The sequence below is a fragment of the Streptomyces caniferus genome (assembly GCF_009811555.1).
In the GTDB taxonomy this organism is placed as follows: domain Bacteria; phylum Actinomycetota; class Actinomycetes; order Streptomycetales; family Streptomycetaceae; genus Streptomyces; species Streptomyces caniferus.
Map to the genome: position 1 here is coordinate 1530163 of NZ_BLIN01000002.1, position 16945 is coordinate 1547107.

14 protein-coding genes are annotated in these 16945 nt (G+C 71.1%); 2 read left to right on the forward strand and 12 right to left on the reverse strand.

Annotated features, from left to right (window positions below):
* Positions 1-119: 119 nt before the first annotated feature.
* The 5 genes from folK to Scani_RS08635 all read right to left on the reverse strand — a co-directional run bounded on the left by folK (position 120) and on the right by Scani_RS08635 (position 4919).
* Entirely contained in the window at positions 120-767 is a 648-nt protein-coding gene (folK, locus tag Scani_RS08615; RefSeq protein WP_246295564.1) for a 2-amino-4-hydroxy-6-hydroxymethyldihydropteridine diphosphokinase, read from the reverse strand.
* Positions 764-1123 carry a dihydroneopterin aldolase gene (gene folB / locus Scani_RS08620; protein WP_030077148.1) on the reverse strand — a complete coding sequence of 120 codons (360 nt, stop codon included), beginning with the start codon at positions 1121-1123 and terminating at the stop codon, positions 764-766. Before folB ends, folK begins: the two co-directional genes overlap by 4 nt.
* 414 nt (positions 1124-1537) lie before the next feature.
* A complete protein-coding gene (locus tag Scani_RS08625; protein WP_159471556.1) occupies positions 1538-2023 on the reverse strand; it encodes a nuclear transport factor 2 family protein in 486 nt (161 codons plus the stop codon).
* 5 nt (positions 2024-2028) lie between these two features.
* Complete coding sequence (folP, locus tag Scani_RS08630) at positions 2029-2946, reverse strand: dihydropteroate synthase (protein ID WP_174872637.1); 918 nt, start codon at positions 2944-2946, stop codon at positions 2029-2031.
* 125 nt (positions 2947-3071) lie between these two features.
* Positions 3072-4919 (reverse strand): phosphatidylglycerol lysyltransferase domain-containing protein, encoded by a 1848-nt coding sequence (locus Scani_RS08635; protein WP_159471558.1) that lies wholly within the window; start codon positions 4917-4919, stop codon positions 3072-3074.
* A 141-nt stretch (positions 4920-5060) separates the two neighbouring features.
* Here Scani_RS08635 and Scani_RS08640 point away from each other — a divergent pair, with 141 nt between their 5' ends.
* Complete coding sequence (locus Scani_RS08640; RefSeq protein WP_159471560.1) at positions 5061-6176, forward strand: alpha/beta hydrolase; 1116 nt, start codon at positions 5061-5063, stop codon at positions 6174-6176.
* Between the two features lie 93 nt (positions 6177-6269).
* Here the strand turns inward: Scani_RS08640 and folE are convergent, their stop codons facing one another.
* The 6 genes from folE to dacB all read right to left on the reverse strand — a co-directional run bounded on the left by folE (position 6270) and on the right by dacB (position 14281).
* Entirely contained in the window at positions 6270-6875 is a 606-nt protein-coding gene (gene folE / locus Scani_RS08645; protein ID WP_159471562.1) for a GTP cyclohydrolase I FolE, read from the reverse strand.
* Positions 6876-6993: 118 nt separating this feature from the next.
* Positions 6994-9006 carry an ATP-dependent zinc metalloprotease FtsH gene (gene ftsH / locus Scani_RS08650; protein ID WP_159471564.1) on the reverse strand — a complete coding sequence of 671 codons (2013 nt, stop codon included), beginning with the start codon at positions 9004-9006 and terminating at the stop codon, positions 6994-6996.
* Between the two features lie 283 nt (positions 9007-9289).
* A complete protein-coding gene (gene hpt / locus Scani_RS08655; protein WP_159471925.1) occupies positions 9290-9829 on the reverse strand; it encodes a hypoxanthine phosphoribosyltransferase in 540 nt (179 codons plus the stop codon).
* Positions 9830-9915: 86 nt separating this feature from the next.
* Complete coding sequence (gene tilS / locus Scani_RS08660; protein WP_159471566.1) at positions 9916-10923, reverse strand: tRNA lysidine(34) synthetase TilS; 1008 nt, start codon at positions 10921-10923, stop codon at positions 9916-9918.
* 193 nt (positions 10924-11116) lie between these two features.
* Positions 11117-12265, reverse strand: a complete 1149-nt coding sequence (locus tag Scani_RS08665; protein ID WP_159471568.1) for an Rv3626c family coenzyme F420 biosynthesis-associated protein — start codon at positions 12263-12265, stop codon at positions 11117-11119.
* A gap of 420 nt (positions 12266-12685) precedes the next feature.
* Positions 12686-14281 (reverse strand): D-alanyl-D-alanine carboxypeptidase/D-alanyl-D-alanine endopeptidase, encoded by a 1596-nt coding sequence (gene dacB / locus Scani_RS08670; RefSeq protein ID WP_159471570.1) that lies wholly within the window; start codon positions 14279-14281, stop codon positions 12686-12688.
* A gap of 86 nt (positions 14282-14367) precedes the next feature.
* Between dacB and Scani_RS08675 the strand changes: the two genes are divergently transcribed.
* Entirely contained in the window at positions 14368-14862 is a 495-nt protein-coding gene (locus Scani_RS08675) for an inorganic diphosphatase (RefSeq protein ID WP_030077125.1), read from the forward strand.
* A gap of 196 nt (positions 14863-15058) precedes the next feature.
* Here Scani_RS08675 and Scani_RS08680 read toward each other — a convergent pair whose 3' ends face one another.
* Positions 15059-16798, reverse strand: a complete 1740-nt coding sequence (locus Scani_RS08680) for a threonine/serine exporter family protein (protein ID WP_159471572.1) — start codon at positions 16796-16798, stop codon at positions 15059-15061.
* Between the last annotated feature and the right edge of the window lie 147 nt (positions 16799-16945).

Here is a 16945-nt window from a genome sequence, read left to right on the forward strand (position 1 = left end):
CGATCGCCCCTCGCGCCGTCCTGCCCATGCCTGCCGTGCCGACCTTTTCTGCCGTGATGGCCGCCTTGTCCGTCCCGTACGGATGCCTCCCGCGGGGAACCGACCCGCAACCCTAACGACTACTCGGGCAGTCGCAGTTCCAGGTCCGAGCGCGGCGCCACCCCGTCGCGGCCGATCGAGGACAGCAGCGCGGCCACCGCACCGTGCCCCGGAACCTCGGCCTCCGGCTCGATGTCGTACCACGGCGCGAGCACGAACGCCCGCTCATGGGCCCTCGGGTGCGGCAGCGTCAGCCGCGGGTCGTCGGAGAGCACGTCCTGGTACGCGACGATGTCGACGTCGATCGTGCGCGGGCCCCACTGCTCGTCGCGGACCCGCTCGAAGGCCTCCTCGATGGCGTGCCCGCGCTCCAGGAGGGAGGCCGGCGGCAGCGTCGTCTTGATCAGCACCACGGCGTTGAAGTACGTCGGCTGCGAACCGGGGGCCACGCCCCACGGCTCGGTCTCGTAGACCGGGGAGACCGCCTTGACCCGCAGTCCGGGGGTGTCCTCCAGCGCGTCGACGGCACCCTGCAGCGTCTCCAGGCGGTTGCCGAGGTTGCTGCCGAGCGAGATCACGGCGCGTTTGGGGTTGGAGAGCGTCACATCGGCGGCGTCCACCTGCTCCACGACGGAGGCGGGCACCGGCTGTACGGTCGGGTCACCGGGCTGGGGGCGCCGCACCGCGGCTCCATCAGGGGTGGCGGTCGGCTGACGGGCGGAATTCATACTCGGCTCCGAGTGATGGTGATGGTCACGTCATCGAAGGGGACGGTGATGGGCGCGTCCGGCTTGTGCACCACCACCTCCACTTCCTGCACGCCCTCGTGCTTGAGGCACTGGCCGGCGATGCGCTCCGCCAGGGTCTCGATGAGGTCGACGGGCTCGCCCTGGACGACGGCCACCACCTCCTCGGCCACAACGCCGTAGTGCACGGTCTTCGCGAGATCGTCGGAGGCCGCTGCCGGGCGGGTGTCCAGGCCGAGCACCAGGTCGACGATGAAGGTCTGGCCTTCCTCGCGCTCCCGGGGAAACACCCCGTGGTGGCCTCGGGCCTTCAGCCCACGCAGCGCGACACGATCCACGCGAATCACTCCCACTGGTCCACGGCGCCTACGGCGCCACTGTTCGTCGGATTCCGGGCAGCCGCCGGAGCGATCCGGCAACACTGCCCCGCCGTCGAATCTACCTTCGAGGAACGACAGTCCTCGCCTACGGGGGCTATGGACAAGACCCCGTCCTCCTGCTAGAAGCCGCCCCTCGGCAGCGTCCGGCAAACCGGGAGATCGTCCGCGCGGCCTCTTACCCCCCTGCCCACGCCCCACCCCTACCCGTACCGCACTTGGCTCGAACGGGTGCGCCCTCGCCCGGATGGCTGACCCCCACCGCTGACGGCGCACCGCCAACGCCCCGGACGCAAGGGCGGGCGGCATGGCAAGGCTCACACCCCGCCCGCACCCGGACCGCCCCGCAGGGGCGCTACGCCCCTGGCAGCGGGCTCAGAGCGTGTCCTCGTCGCCCTCGCCGGCTCCCCCGGCCTCGTCGGCTCCGTCGTCCTCGTCGTCGTCGCGGTCCGCGAGCACCGGCGAGCCGTGGTGCGACCACACCCGCCAGCCGTCCTCCGTGCGCCGGAAGACGTTGGTCGCCACGACCAGCTGGCCGATCAGCGGCCCCACCGAGCCGTCGTCCTCCGCGGGCCCGCCGCTGAGGATGTTCTCCGTGCAGGTCACCAGCGCGGTGTCGCCGACGACGTCGATCTCCACATCCGTGAGGAAGAACTGGATGTACTCGGTGTTCGCCATGATCAGGGCGTACGAGCGCAGCACCTCGCCGCGCCCGCGCAGCACCGGCCACCCGGGGTGGACCACACTCACCTGGCCGTCCAGCCACAGCTCGGACAGCGCCTCGTGATCGCCGCGCTCGATGGTCTCGTACAGGGTGGTGTTCGCCTGCTCGACCAGCTCGATGTCCGTCTGTGGGCCCAAGCCGCTCACACCGTTCCCGTCGTATCGCTCATCCGACCCGTACCGGCCGTACCGCCGCTGCCGGCCGCTGCCGCGCCCTCCACGGCACGGGCCACCCGTACCGCGTCCGCGCTCGCCCTGACCTCGTGCACCCGCACCGCCCAGGCCCCCTCTCGCGCCACGATCGCCGACACCGCCGCCGTCGCGGCGTCCCGTTCCCTGGCCGGCGGTGGGGCGGCTTGTCCGTCGCCTGCCAGCACCCTGCCCAGGAACCGTTTCCTCGATGCCGCCACCAGCAACGGACGGCCCAGCACCCGCAGCCGCGCGAGCCGGGCGACCAGCGCGAGATCGTGCTCCGCGTTCTTGGCGAAGCCCAGGCCGGGGTCGACGACGATCCGGTCCGGGTCGATCCCGCCGGCCACCGCGCGCTCCACGCTCCGCCCGAGTTCGTCGACGACCTCCGCGACCACGTCCCCGTAGACGGCGCGGTTGTTCATGTCGATGGACTGGCCACGCCAGTGCATCACCACGAACGGCACATGGTGGGCGGCCACCACGGACACCATCGCCGGGTCGGCGGCGCCCCCGCTGACGTCGTTGACCAGGCATGCCCCGGCCTCCACGGCCTGTTCGGCGACCGAGGCGCGCATGGTGTCGACGGAGACCACGACACCGGCCGCGGCGAGCTCCCGGACGACCGGGACGACCCGGCGCAGCTCCTCGGCCTCGTCCACCCGCGCCGCGCCCGGCCGGGTCGACTCGCCGCCCACGTCCACCATGTCGGCGCCCTGCGCCACCAGGTCCAGACCGTGTTTGACGGCGAGTTCGGTGTCGAACCAGTCGCCGCCGTCGGAGAACGAATCGGGCGTCACATTGACGACGCCCATCACCGCGCAGCGGTCCCAGTCCGGCAGTCCGGCCACCCGGCCACGCAAGGTACTCATGGCACCAGCGTAGGCCGTGTGCCGACCGGCCGGATTGCGGCCGTCGGCTGCGGGGACCGCCCCGGCGCCGGCGCCTTTCCCGGGCGGGGCGACGGCCCCTCCGGGCGCCGCGGCCCGGCGGCCGCTCAGGCCGCCCGCTCGACCGCGTCCGCCACCCTGACCGGCTCCGGCACATGCACGCACGGCCGCGGCTCGGCGGTCTTCCGCCGCCGCAGCACGCGCGGCAGGCTCAGCTCCAGATAGCCCTCGGCCTGCAGCGCCGCCAGGCCGATCCGCGGGATGTCACGGCTGTTGCGGAAGACCACGAAGCGGGGCTCCCAACGGGGCCGGAACTTGTCGTTGAACTTGTAGAGCGACTCGATCTGGTACCAGCGGGACAGGAAGATCAGCATGGCCCGCCAGACCCGGATGACCGGCCCCGCGCCGAGCTTCTCGCCGCGCTCCAGGGAGGAGCGGAAGACCGCGAAGTTCAGCGACACCTGCTTGATCTTGAGGTCCGGCGCCGCCTGCAGCGCGGCCACGATCAGCAGCTCGTTCATCCCGGGGTCGGCGCTGCGGTCGCGGCGCATCAGCTCCAGGGAGATCCCGTCGTCGCCCCACGGCACGAAGTGCTGCATGGCCTTCAGGTCCCCGTACGGGCCGGGCTCCTCGCCCTCGCCCGCGGGCAGATGAGCGGTGGCGATCACCGCGTCGCCGTCGGCCACCGCATCGATCCGGCCCAGCGCCATGGAGAAACCGCGCTCGGTGTCGGTGTCCCGCCAGGCGTTCGCGGCCTTCTGGATCTGCGCCAGCTCGGCCGGCTCCAGGTCGCGCACCCGCCGCACCCGGGTCTCGTAGCCGTTGCGCTCGATGCGCTTGACCATCTGCCGTACGTTGCGCATCGCGCGGCCGCTGAGGGTGAAGTCGGCCACGTCCACGATCGCCTCGTCGCCGAGCTCCAGCGCGTCCATACCGGTCTCGCGGGTCCACACCTGGCCGCCGGTCTCGCTGCAGCCGGTGACCGCCGGGGTCCAGGAGTGCGCCTTGGCCTCTTCCATGAAGCGCTCGATGGCGCCCGGCCAGGCCTCGACGTCGCCTATCGGGTCGCCGCTGGCGAGCATCACCCCGGAGATCACGCGATAGCAGACCGCGGCCTTGCCGGTCGGCGAGAAGACCGCGCCCTTGTCGCGGCGCAGCGCGAAGTAGCCGAGCGAGTCGCGGGCGCCGTGCCGGGCGAGCAGTTCGCGCAGCTGCCGCTCGTCGTCGTCGGTCAGCCGGGCCGCCGGGTGCTCGGGGCGGAAGGCGAGGTAGGCGGTGGTGGCCACCGTCAGCAGGCCGAGCGCGCCGAGGGAGTAGCCGACGGTGTAGTCCACCTGGTGGGTGTAGCCGATCGGGCCCTCGAAGCCGAACAGGCCCCACAGGACGTGCCGGACGCGGTCCCATACGGAGGGCGAGCCGACGATCTTGTGGGGGTGGGAGCTGACGACGACCATGCCGATGGCGAAGCTGGCGCCGCCGAGGACGACGAGGTTGGCCACCGCCTTCCAGCGGCTGCGCGGGTCGGGCAGCGCCGCGAACTCCTTGCGGTGCCATACCAGGAACGCCAGGAGGCCCAGCGAGAGCACCGCACCGAAAACGGAGTGACGGTAGACCAGCTGGGCGGCGGTCCCCACCGGGAGCAGCGCCACGGCCGCGCCCCAGGCCCGCCGCTTGCGCCGCTTGAGCCCATGGGCCAAAAGGAGCAGCAGGATGCCGACGACGATGGACGCGGCGGCGGCCAGGGGGCTCACTGCGCCGGGCAGCACCTCGGCGAGGGCGTGCACCCGGCTGTGCCGGAACCGCGGGAACACCCCCGCGGCCAGGTTCAACAGGCCGACGATCACGCCGGCCGTGCCGACGCACCTCGGCACCGCTTCGGGCCGCGGGCCGCGGAGCCAGCGTGGCGTTCGCCACGCAACCTTCTCCGACTTTTCGCCATCTAGCCTGTCAGACATCACTTTCCCGTCGCCCCGGTCGAGAGAACGTGCGAGCCTTGTCGCAGCATCTGGACTTTTTGCGCCCTGTATGACGGCGTTTCAGGGCTCGGGGTTCCACTAGCGGTACGGATGGCCCGGCCGCCCGGAAGAAAGCACCACATGGGTCTCACCAGTAAGAAAGTGCTGCTTCTTGCCGTCCTCGTTGCGGTGGCACTGTTCGTCCTCACCGTTTGGCTCTGGCCCCGCCTCTCCAAGGGGAACTGGCGTGCCGTTCTCGGCCGGGTCGGACTCCTGGTGGCGACCCAGCTTTCCCTCTTCGCGGTGATCGGCCTCTACGCCAACAATTCCTTCGGCTTCTACGCCTCCTGGGCCGACCTCTTCGGCCAGGAGCAGGAACCGGGCGTGGTCACCAACTACCAGACCGGGCCGAACGGCACGAAGCTGCAGATGCTGGGCACCGAGCGGGTCAGCGTCCAGAACGGGTCGCGCCCGGCGGTCGGCGGCCGGATCGACAAGGTGGTGATCCGCGGCGAAAACTCCCAGATCGCCAGCCCCGCGTTCGTCTATCTGCCCCCGCAGTACTTCCAGAAGAAATACGCGAAGCGGCAATTCCCGGCGGCCCTGGTGCTCACCGGTTACCCCGGCACCGCCGAGGCCCTCTACAAAAAGCTGCATTTCCCGCAGACCCAGCACGAACTGCTCAAGAAGCACAAGATGCAGCCGACCGTCCTGGTGATGATGCGTCCGACCGTGGCACCGCCGCGCGACACCGAGTGCGTGGACATACCGAACGGCCCGCAGACCGAGACCTTCTTCACCAAGGACCTGCGCGCGGATATCGCCGGTCACTACCGAATAGGGCGCGAGGCCAGGAGCTGGGGTGTCATCGGCGACTCCACCGGCGGCTACTGCGCGCTGAAGATGGCCATGCGCCACCCCGACGCGTACTCCTCCGCCGTCGCCCTCTCCGGCGCCTACAAGGCCCCCCTCGACGCCACGACCGGTGACCTCTTCGGCGGCAACCCGCAGCTGCAGCGCGAGAACAACCTGCTGTGGCGTCAGCGGCACCTGCCCGCCCCCGACGTGAACCTGCTGGTCACCAGCAGCAAGCAGGGCGAGGGCAATTACCACCAGACGCTGCGCTTCATCCAGCAGACGAAGTCCCCGAGCCGGATCTCGTCGATCATCCTCGACAGCGGCGGCCACAACTTCAACACCTGGCGCCGCGAGATCCCGGCCGCCCTGGAATGGCTGGGCAACCACCTGAAAGCCTGACGGGCGGGTGCCCGTCCCGTAACGGCCAGGCCCGCGGCCGGGTCCCTCGGCAGCGTCCGGGGGCCCGGCCGTCGGCGTGCCGGGCCGCGCGCCTCAGCGGGCGAGTATCAGGCTCATCGCCTCGGCGCGCGTGGCCGCGTCACGCAGCTGGCCGCGCACGGCCGACGTCGTCGTCTTGGCTCCCGGCTTGCGCACCCCACGCATCGTCATGCACATGTGCTCGCACTCGATGACGACGATCACGCCGCGCGGCTCCAGGATCTCCATCAGCGAGTCCGCGATCTGCGTGGTCAGGCGCTCCTGGACCTGCGGACGCCGGGCGTACACATCGACCAGCCGGGCCAGCTTGGACAGGCCGGTGATCTTGCCGTCGGCGGACGGGATGTAGCCGACGTGCGCCACCCCGACGAAGGGGACGAGGTGGTGCTCGCAGCTGGAGACCAGCTCGATGTCCTTGACCAGCACCATTTCGTCATGGCCGAGGTCGAAGGTCGTGGTGAGCACGTCCTCCGGCTTCTGCCACAGCCCGGCGAAGATCTCCTTGTACGCCCGCGCCACCCGGGCCGGCGTCTCCAGCAGTCCTTCGCGGTCCGGATCCTCTCCCACCGCGATGAGCAGCTCGCGGACGGCGTTCTCCGCGCGCTTCTCGTCGAATGTGCCGATCTTGCCGTCGACGGCCAGCGTCACAGGGTCGGTCATGTGGTGCCTCGTTCCTTCTGCGCCCGCTCGAAATCGCGGTGGAATCGCGAAAATGCCGCGCCCCCCAGGCTAAACCTGGGGGGCGCGGCATTTATTCCGGGGCCCGAAGGCCTCGGGATCAGCTCTCGGGGCGCTGCTCCTCGGGGGCTTCCGCCTTTTCCGTGGAGACGATGGCCGTCGTGGTCACCGAGCCGTTGGCCGGGGCCAGCTCACGCGGCGAGAGCACCGGCGGGCGGCTGGAGGGCGTACGGCGCGAGGAGCCGGTCCACGCCGGGCGGGCCGGGCGCTTGACCACGTGCTTGAAGAGTTCGGCGATCTCCTCCTTGTTGAGGGTCTCCTTCTCCAGAAGCGTCAGCACCAGGTTGTCCAGCACATCGCGGTTCTCGACCAGGATCTCCCACGCCTCGTTGTGCGCGGTCTCGATGAGCCTCTTGACTTCCTCATCGACCAGCGCGGCGACCTCTTCCGAGTAGTCGCGCTGGTGACCCATCTCACGGCCCAGGAAGGGCTCGGAGTTGTCGGTGCCGAACTTGATCGCGCCGAGCCGCTCGGTCATGCCGTACTGCGTGACCATCGCGCGGGCCGTGGCGGTGGCCTTCTCGATGTCGTTCGCCGCGCCCGTGGTCGGGTCGTGGAAGACCAGCTCCTCGGCCGCGCGGCCGCCCAGCATGTACGCCAGCTGGTCGAGCATCTCGTTGCGGGTCGTGGAGTACTTGTCCTCGTCGGGCAGGACCATGGTGTAGCCCAGGGCCCGGCCGCGGGACAGGATCGTGATCTTGTGGACCGGGTCGGAGTTCGGGGAGGCCGCCGCGACCAGGGCGTGTCCGCCCTCGTGGTACGCGGTGATCTTCTTCTCCTTCTCGGACATGATCCGGGTCCGCTTCTGCGGACCGGCCACAACGCGGTCGATCGCCTCGTCCAGGAAGTGGTTGTTGATCAGCTTCTCGTCGCTCCGGGCCGTCAGCAGCGCGGCCTCGTTGAGGACGTTCGACAGATCGGCACCGGTGAAGCCGGGGGTGCGCTTGGCGACGGCCGAGAGGTCGACGTCCGGGGCGACCGGCTTGCCCTTCTGATGGACCTTGAGGATCTCCAGACGGCCCTGCAGGTCCGGACGGTCGACGGCGATCTGCCGGTCGAACCGGCCGGGGCGCAGCAGCGCCGGGTCGAGGATGTCCGGACGGTTCGTGGCGGCGATCAGGATCACGCCGCCCTTGACGTCGAAGCCGTCCATCTCGACCAGGAGCTGGTTGAGGGTCTGCTCGCGCTCGTCGTGGCCACCGCCCAGGCCCGCACCGCGGTGCCGGCCGACGGCGTCGATCTCGTCGACGAAGACGATCGCCGGGGCGTTCGCCTTGGCCTGCTCGAAGAGGTCACGGACTCGGGAGGCACCGACACCGACGAACATCTCGACGAAGTCGGAGCCGGAGATCGAGTAGAACGGGACGCCCGCCTCGCCGGCGACGGCGCGCGCGAGCAGGGTCTTGCCCGTTCCGGGCGGGCCGTACAGCAGCACGCCCTTGGGGATCTTGGCACCGACGGCCTGGAACTTCGCCGGTTCCTGGAGGAACTCCTTGATCTCGTGGAGCTCCTCGACCGCCTCGTCCGACCCCGCGACGTCCGAGAACGTCGTCTTGGGGGTGTCCTTGGTGATCAGCTTGGCCTTCGACTTGCCGAAGTTCATCACCCGGGAGCCGCCGCCCTGCGCCTGGTTCATCAGGAACAGGAAGATCACCACGATGGCCACGAACGGGACCAGCGAGATCAGCATGGAGACGAACGGGTTCTGCTTCGACGGCGAGACGGTGTAGCCGTCCTTGATGTCGCCCGTCTGGTATTTGGCCTGCAGGTTCTTGGCCAGATCGACGCCCTGGTCGCCGATGTAGCTCGCCTGGATCTTGTTGGAGCCCTCAATCTTGTTGGAGCCCGACAACTCGATCTTGATCTTGTTCTCGTCACCGGTCGTCAGCTCGGCGGACTTCACCTTGTTGTCAGCGATCGCCTTGACGACCTGACCGGTGTCCACCGTCTTGTAGCCGCCGGACGAGCCGACGACCTGCATCAACACGACCACGGCGAGGACGGCCAGCACGATCCACATGACCGGCCCACGGAAGTATCGCTTCACGTCCATCCATACGGAGCCGTTTGAGGCCCCGTCCCTCCTGCCACAGTGAGGCACAACGCCCTGGGGAGGGCTGGTCGTGCGTACGGTGTATTACTGGCCCGAAAAAGAACTGCCTTCGGACGGTACCCCAGCATTGTCACCCGGCGCCTGCGCCGACGGTGAACACGAAGCCGAGGATTCCGTTCTCCCTGCTCCAACGGCGGGCGGCCCCGAAGGGTTCCCGCCGTCCCACGGCAGCCGTTCCGGGCCGCGTCCGGCCACGTCGGCCGGACGGGCACGGGGAGCGCCCTCAGCCGCCGTAGACGTGCGGCGCGAGAGTACCGACGAACGGCAGGTTGCGGTACTTCTCCGCGAAATCGAGGCCGTAACCGACCACGAATTCGTTGGGAATGTCGAAGCCGATCCACTTCACCTCGATGGCGACCTTCGCCGCGTCCGGCTTGCGCAGGAGCGTGCAGACCTCCAGCGAGGCCGGCTCGCGCGAGCCGAGGTTCGACAGCAGCCACGACAGCGTCAGACCGGAGTCGATGATGTCCTCGACGATCAGGACGTGCTTGCCCTTGATGTCGGTGTCGAGGTCCTTGAGGATGCGGACCACGCCGGAGGACTGGGTGCCCGCGCCGTACGACGACACGGCCATCCAGTCCATCGTGACGGGGGTGGACAGCGCGCGCGCCAGGTCCGCCATGACCATCACGGCGCCCTTGAGGACGCCGACGATGAGCAGGTCCTTGCCCGCGTACTCCGCGTCGATCTTCGCCGCCAGCTCAGCCAGCTTGGCGTCGATCTCTTCCTTGCTGATGAGTACCGACTGAAGGTCGGAACCCATGTCCTTGTCGTCCACCCGTGCCACTCTCGCTCTGTTCGGTGTTCGCGTCAGTCGTGAGACTTCGGATGCGGGGCAGCGTCTGCGGCTCAGCCCTGCCGAATCACCAGTCTGCCACCCTGCCGTCGCACACCCACTCGCCCGGGGAGGTTGATGGCCCCCTGGCCCCGCCAGGCCGTGATCAGCCGGTCGACTTCCTCGATGTGGCGGGCGAAGAGCGAACCGGCCGGTGACCCGGCGCCGATGACGGCCCGGCGCAGCACCCGGCGGCGTACGGCGGGGGGCAGGGCGAACAGGGCGGCGATGTCGAGGGTGCCGGTGTCGTCGAGGACCGTGCCCTCCGCGTCGGCGGCCCAGGCGTCCAGGGCGTCGGCGTCGTCGCGGGAGAGCTGGGCGGTACGGGCCAGGGCCTCGACGACGCCCTTGCCGAGCGCTTTCTCCAGTGCGGGCAGGCCTTCGTGGCGGAGCCGTGAGCGGGTGTAGGCGGGGTCGGCGTTGTGCGGGTCGTCCCAGACGGGCAGCGCCTGGATCAGGCAGGCCTTGCGGGCGGTCTGGCGGTCCACGTCGAGGAAGGGCCGGCGGTAGCGGCCGCCCGTGCCGCTGGTCGCGGCCATCCCGGAGAGCGAACGGGTCCCGGAGCCGCGGGCGAGACCGAGCAGCACCGTTTCCGCCTGATCGTCGCGGGTGTGGCCGAGGAGGACGGCGGCGGCGCCGTGGCGCTCGGCGGTGGCGTCCAGAGCGGCGTAGCGGGCGTCACGGGCGGCGGCTTCCGGCCCGCCCTCGCGGCCCACTCGGACGGCGACGACCTCGACGGGGTCCAGCCGCAGGGCCCGCAGCCGCAGGGCGACCTCGGCGGCGCGGAGGTCCGAGCCCTCCTGGAGGCCGTGGTCGATGGTGACGCCCCCGGCGCGGACGCCGAGCTTGGGGGCCTCGAAGGCGAGAGCGGAGGCGAGCGCCATCGAATCGGCGCCGCCGGAGCAGGCGACGAGCACGAGCGGGGGCTCGTGCCGGTCCTGCGCGCAGTGATGGGTGAGGACGTCGTGGAGTACGCGGCGGACCGCCAGGCGTATCGCGGCGACCGCTGGATGGGGACCCATGTCCGTTTCCAATCGTTCAGCTGGGGAGCCTCGAGCCGGTGAGGGCAATCTTCGTCACACAGAGTGCCTAGATGGTGACAGAGGCGAGCGGTTCCCCGAGCATTGCACGCCTATCCATCCGTAACGGTCCCTCAGACGGGTGATTGAAGGGGCGCGCTACTGCCACCCGGCGTGCCCAGCTCACGCCGTTCGCTTACGGTGCCCCGTCCGCTTTGCGGTGCACCCGCGCGATCCAGTCCGCCGGTTTGGCGATCTCCTGTTTGGTCGGGAGGGTGTTCGGCGAGGTCCACACGCGGTTGAAGCCGTCCATGCCGACCTCCTCGACGACCGCGCTGACGAACCGCTCGCCGTCGCGGTACTGCCGCAGCTTGGCGTCCAGGCCGAGCAGCTTGCGCAGCGCCTGGTCCAGCCGCCCGGCCCCACTGGCCCGGCGCTTCTGGAACTTCTCGCGGATCTCGGCGACGGACGGCACGACGTCGGGTCCCACGCCGTCCATCACGTAGTCGGCGTGGCCCTCCAGCAGGGACATCACCGCGGTCAGCCGGCCGAGGATCTCGCGCTGGGCGGGCGTCTGGACGAGGTCGACGAGGGAGCGGCCGCCGTCCTCGTCGCCCTCCTCGCCCTCGGGCTTGGCGCCGGCCAGCGACTGGGCGGCCTCGCGCAGCCGCTCCAGGAGGGCGCCCGGGTCGATGTCCGTCTCACCGAGGAACGCCTGGATCTCGCCCTCGATGTGGTCCCGCAGCCACGGGACGGCGGTGAACTGGGTGCGGTGGGTCTCCTCATGGAGGCACACCCACAGCCGGAAGTCGTGCGGTTCCACCTCGAGCTCGCGCTCGACGTGCACGATGTTCGGCGCGACGAGCAGCAGCCGCCCGCCCTGTGCCGCGGCCGGCAGGTCCCGGGAGGCCGGTGCGAAGGTCTCGTACTGGCCCAGGACCCGCGAGGCCAGGAACGACAGCAGCATGCCCAGCTCCACGCCGGTGACCTTGCCGCCCACCGCGCCGAGGACCGCGCCGCCGGGGACCGTCGAGCGGCGGTCCTCCATCTTGGCCAGCAGCGGCTTGAGCACGGCCCGGAAGCCGGCGACGTTCGCCTTGATCCAGCCGGGCCGGTCCACGACGAGGACCGGCGTGTCGTGCGGCTCGTCGCCCGTCGCGTCGGACTGTGCCATCCGCGTGAAGGCACGGACGTGTGCCTCGGAGGACTTGGCGTGCTTGCGCAGCTCGGCGACGATCGCGCGCGCCTCGTCCCGGCTCACCTCTGGGCCCGGCCGAACGAACCGGGTCGCGGTCGCGACCGCGAGATTCCAGTCGACCATCTCGGTTCCACCGATGCTCGTCATGAGTTCACCGTACGTGGGCGGTCCGCCAGGGGGTAGCCGACCACGAATTTGGCTTTGCCTGCGTTTTTCGGGTTTCTCGCCGTTGTTGTTGCTCGCCGTTGCGCCTGGCGGCGGGCGGGGTCCGCTGCGCTTGGCTCTGGCCCACGTTGTCGGCTTTCTCGCCGTTGTTGTTGCTCGCCGTTGCGCCTGGCGGCGGGCGGGGTCCGCTGCGCTTGGCTCTGGCCCACGTTGTCGGCTTTCTCGCCGTTGTTGTTGCTCGCCGTTGCGCCTGGCGGCGGGCGGGGTCCGCTGCGCGGGGCCGTGGGTGCGGTGACGGGCCTGCGGGGCAGGGGTGTGGGACTGCTTCGCTTTACGTCCCACACCCCTGCCCCTCCGGCCCGTCACCTCCCGTGGGGGAGTTGGGGGGAGGCCGGTGGGGGCTCAGCGGCAGCCGCAGTTGGCCACTGCTGAGGCGAGTTTGTCGAGGGCGTTCTGGGCGCCCTGGGGGTCGGTGGTGCCGGTGGTCATGAAGGAGAAGACGAGGAGGCGGCCGTCGGCGTCGACGACCGTGCCGGCCAGGGTGTTCACGCCGGTGAGGGTGCCGGTCTTGGCGCGTACGGCGCCGGCTCCGGCGCTCTGGCCCCGGTAGCGGTTGCTGAGGGTGCCGGTGAAGGCGGCGACCGGGAGGCCGGTGACGACGGGGCGCAGGGCGGGCAGGTCGGGCGACGAGGCCTGCAGCAGGAGGTGGGAGAGCAGCGCGGCGGTGACCTTGTCGTCGCGGTCCAGGCCGCTGCCGTCCTCGAACACGGCGCCGGTCAGGGGCAGGTGCTGCCGTGCGAGGGCGGCGTGTACGGCCTTTCCGGCGCCGGCGAAGCTGGCCGGCTGCCGGGCCGCGAGGGCGGTCTGGCGGGCCAGGGCCTCGGCGATGTCGTTGTCGCTGTAGGTCAGCATCCGCTCGACGAGCGCGGAGAGCGGCAGGGAGCGGACGGTGGCGATCCGTTCGGGCTTCTTGGGGGCCTTGGCGCCGGCGGGCCCGCCGTCGACGGTGATGCCGCGCTCGTGGAGCAGCCCGGCGAAGGTGCGGGCCGCGGCGCGGGCCGGGTCGGTGTCGCGGGGGGCGGTGCCGTGATCGGAGTCGTCGAGGCGCGCCTCGTCGGTCATCAGGGCGGCGACGGGGGCGATGTTCTCGTTCGGGCCGATGGGGTGCTCGGCGGGGCCCGCGTACGCGCTGGTGTCGTAGCCCAGGCCGACCTTGGTGAGGTGGCGCTTCTTGAGGGCGCGGGCGGTGGCGTCGGCGAGGGTGCGCAGGTTCGCGGGCTGTTCCTCGGCGCCGGGCTGTGGGGCGCGGGCGGTGAGGGTGGGGTCGCCGCCGCCGACCAGGACGATGCGGTTCTTGCCGCCCATGACGACGGTGGTGTCGATGCGGTGGTCGGGGCCGAGCGCGGAGAGCGCGGCGACGGCGGTGGCGAGCTTGACGGTGGAGGCGGGGGTGGCGGCCTTGCCCTGGCTCTCGCCGAAGACCTCGCGGCCCGCGGCGACATCCAGGACGGAGGCGGTGCGCAGCGGGCCGAGCGCGGGGTCCTTCAGGAGCGGGGCGAGGGCGTCGGCCAGCCCGGCGTCGGTGGGCACCGGGGCCGCGCCCCGGCCCGCGGAACCGGGCGCGGCAGCGCCGAGCGCGGGCAGTACGGGCGGGGCGCTGGGGGCCGGGCCGGGGTCGGTGGCGTGATGCTCACCACTGGCACCGTCCATCGAGCCCGCCTCCGTGCGCTCGGCCGTACGCTGACCCGAGTCCCACGGCCCGGCCGCCGCCACAGCGGCGAGCGCGACCGCCAGGCCGGTGGCTGCGGAGACCGCCGTCAGCCGCCAGGTCTGCTGGGTATGGCGCGGTGCGGCCTGCCAGGCCTGCCGCGCGGCATCGACCGCACTGCGCGCCCCCTCGAGCGCCGTCTGCGCCGACCGGACCGCCGCGCGCGTCGCCGCCCGCGCGGACCGTTCCGCCGACTGCCATCTGACCTGCCACTTTCCGGTCTCCGGCACTTCGGACCAGCCCCTTTCGCCACCACACACCTGCGTGGGGGACACTTAATCACCAGACGTATGTGTTGATCATGGAGGAGCCACCCGTGGAGTTCGACGTCACCATCGAGATCCCGAAGGGTTCGCGGAACAAGTACGAGGTGGACCACGAGACCGGTCGGATCCGCCTGGACCGTCGACTCTTCACCTCGACCAGCTACCCGGCCGACTACGGCTTTGTCGAGAACACCCTGGGCGAGGACGGCGACCCGCTGGACGCCCTGGTCATCCTGGATGAGCCGACCTTCCCCGGCTGCCTCATCAAGTGCCGCGCCATCGGCATGTTCCGGATGACGGACGAGGCCGGCGGCGACGACAAGCTGCTGTGCGTGCCGGCGTCCGACCCGCGTGTGGAGCACCTGCGGGACATCCACCACGTGTCGGAGTTCGACCGCCTGGAGATCCAGCACTTCTTCGAGGTCTACAAGGACCTGGAGCCCGGCAAGTCCGTCGAGGGCGCCAACTGGGTCGGCCGCACCGAGGCCGAGGCCGAGATCGAGGCCTCGTACAAGCGCCTCGAGGCGCAGGGCGGCAAGCACTGACGAAGCCGTGACGTCCCGGTGTGCGGCGGGGTCTTCCTGACCGTCGCGCACCGGGATCCGCGCGCTGATTTTCGTACGCGAACGGGCGGCACCCGGTTGGGTTGCCGCCCGTTCGCGTGTCGGGGGCCGGTCGCGGGACGCCGGCCGGCGCCGGGCAGGTCCGGGCCCGGCGGCGTTCCCGGGCCCGGCGGACCGCCTAGAAGCCGCGGGTGCGCTTGGCGGCGCGGCGGCCGGTGCCGGGCTCCTCGACACCGGGTGCGCGCAGGAAGAGCCGGGCGACCTCGGCGCCGAGGTTGACCCCCACTGCGATGGCCAGCGCCAGCGAAGCGGCCTGGACCAGGGACGTCAGGCCCTGCGGCAGGTGCCCCTGGGCGAAGTTGAGCAGGCCGAAGTACGTGGCGCTACCGGGCAGCAGCGGGCCGATGGCCGCGGTGACGTACGGCAGCGCGGACGCATAGCGGTAGCGGGAGAGCAACTGGCCGAAGAGGCCGACCAGTCCGGCCGCGATGGCGGTGGCGGGCACGGCGTTTATCCCGGCGACGTAGGTGAGCGCGCCGTACACCACCCAGGCGACGCCGCCGTTCAGGGTCGCAAACGCCACGGTGTGACGTTCCTGCTGGAGCAGCACGCAGAACGCCAGTGCCAGCAGCATCGCCGCGACCGTCTGCACCAGCGGCTCGTTGTAGTCCCCCAGCGACTCCTCGGGGTTGAGCCGCCGCAGGCCCGGGTTCAGCTGAAGGCCGATGTAGAGCACGCTGAGCACGCCGACGACGATGCCGACGATGAGGTAGCCGACCTCCAGCAGACGGGCGGCGGCGGTGATGTAGTAGCCGGTCAGCCCGTCGTGGACGCCGGCGACCAGGGCCCGCCCCGGGATCAGCGCGAACAGTCCACCGGTGATCACCGCGGACGCCTGCACATTGAGGTGGGCGAGACCGAAGGCGACACCCACCGCCGCGGGCGGCATCGCCGCGACCACGAACTGGTAGAACTCCGGCAGCCCGCGCCCGGACGCGAGCCAGGCCAGCCGGTCGCCGAGCATCGAGCCCACCGCGGCCGCGACGAACACCAGCATGGTGCCGCCGACCAGCATGGAGGCCGCACCGGACAGCAGCCCGGAGGCCACCGTCAGCGCCCAGCTCGGGTACGGGTGGCGGTTACGGCGGATCTCGGCGAGGCCGCGGTAGGCCTCTTCGAGGGTGATGTCCTCGGAGGCGATGTCGTCGACGAGCCGGAAGACCGCGGACAGCCGGTTGTAGTCGACGCCGCGGCGCCGGACCGTACGGCTGGCGGTGACCGGGTCGTCGACCAGCGACGGCTGGTAGGAGATCGACAGCAGGGTGAAGGTGACGGTCGGCTCGACGCGCTCCAGCCCGTAGGCGTGCGCCACACCGAACATCGCGGCCTCGACGTCCTCGGCGCCCTCGCCGCCGGCGAGCAGGATCTCCCCGATACGCAGCGTCAGGTCGAGCACGCGGGGCACGGCCGGGCCGGTCTCGTCGTCGGGCCGCTCGGCGCGTTCGGGGACCGGCCGCTCCCCCACCGGCATCCGGAGCATGGTGCGCATCCGGTCCTGCCAGGGCGCCTCCTTGGTGAGGCGGACGGCGGGGATGCCGTGCGGCGGGGTGAAGGCGTAGCTCAGCGCGGTGGAGCCGGCGGGCATCGGGGTCTGGCCGGTGGTGCCGCTGGGCGGCGTGAAGGCCGAGCCCTCCTGCTCGGCCGGGGTCTCCGGGCGCATCCCCGAGGGCAGCGCGAACTCGGAGGTGGGGTGCTCGTCCTCGGGCAGCGGCGGGTAGGGCACGCCCAGCGGCGGGGTGAAGGCACTGTGGGCCTCGTCCGGCTGGGGCTTGCGCTCCTCGGAACCGCTCTGGTCCGAGGATCCGCTGCTGCCGATGCCGCTCGTGCCGCGCTGGCCGCGGTGTGGGTCCGACGCCACGGGTCTTCGCTCTCCTTGTAAGCCTCCTGACGGATGACAAGGACACGATGCCTGATGGGGGCGGGAGGCGCGTGCTCGGGGGCGTCGTTTTCGGCCCGACGCTTCCCGTGGCGGATGAGGAAAGAGGTGGTGGGGGGCAGTTGGCCG

Coding starts and splice junctions, on each gene's coding strand:
- folK (WP_246295564.1), bottom strand. CDS start 767: ATGAATTCCGCCCGTCAGCCGACCGCCACCCCTGATGGAGCCGCGGTG.
- folP (WP_174872637.1), bottom strand. CDS start 2,946: ATGAGTACCTTGCGTGGCCGGGTGGCCGGACTGCCGGACTGGGACCGC.
- Scani_RS08635 (WP_159471558.1), bottom strand. CDS start 4,919: ATGTCTGACAGGCTAGATGGCGAAAAGTCGGAGAAGGTTGCGTGGCGA.
- Scani_RS08640 (WP_159471560.1), top strand. CDS start 5,061: ATGGGTCTCACCAGTAAGAAAGTGCTGCTTCTTGCCGTCCTCGTTGCG.
- folE (WP_159471562.1), bottom strand. CDS start 6,875: ATGACCGACCCTGTGACGCTGGCCGTCGACGGCAAGATCGGCACATTC.
- ftsH (WP_159471564.1), bottom strand. CDS start 9,006: ATGGACGTGAAGCGATACTTCCGTGGGCCGGTCATGTGGATCGTGCTG.
- hpt (WP_159471925.1), bottom strand. CDS start 9,829: ATGGGTTCCGACCTTCAGTCGGTACTCATCAGCAAGGAAGAGATCGAC.
- tilS (WP_159471566.1), bottom strand. CDS start 10,923: ATGGGTCCCCATCCAGCGGTCGCCGCGATACGCCTGGCGGTCCGCCGC.
- Scani_RS08665 (WP_159471568.1), bottom strand. CDS start 12,265: ATGACGAGCATCGGTGGAACCGAGATGGTCGACTGGAATCTCGCGGTC.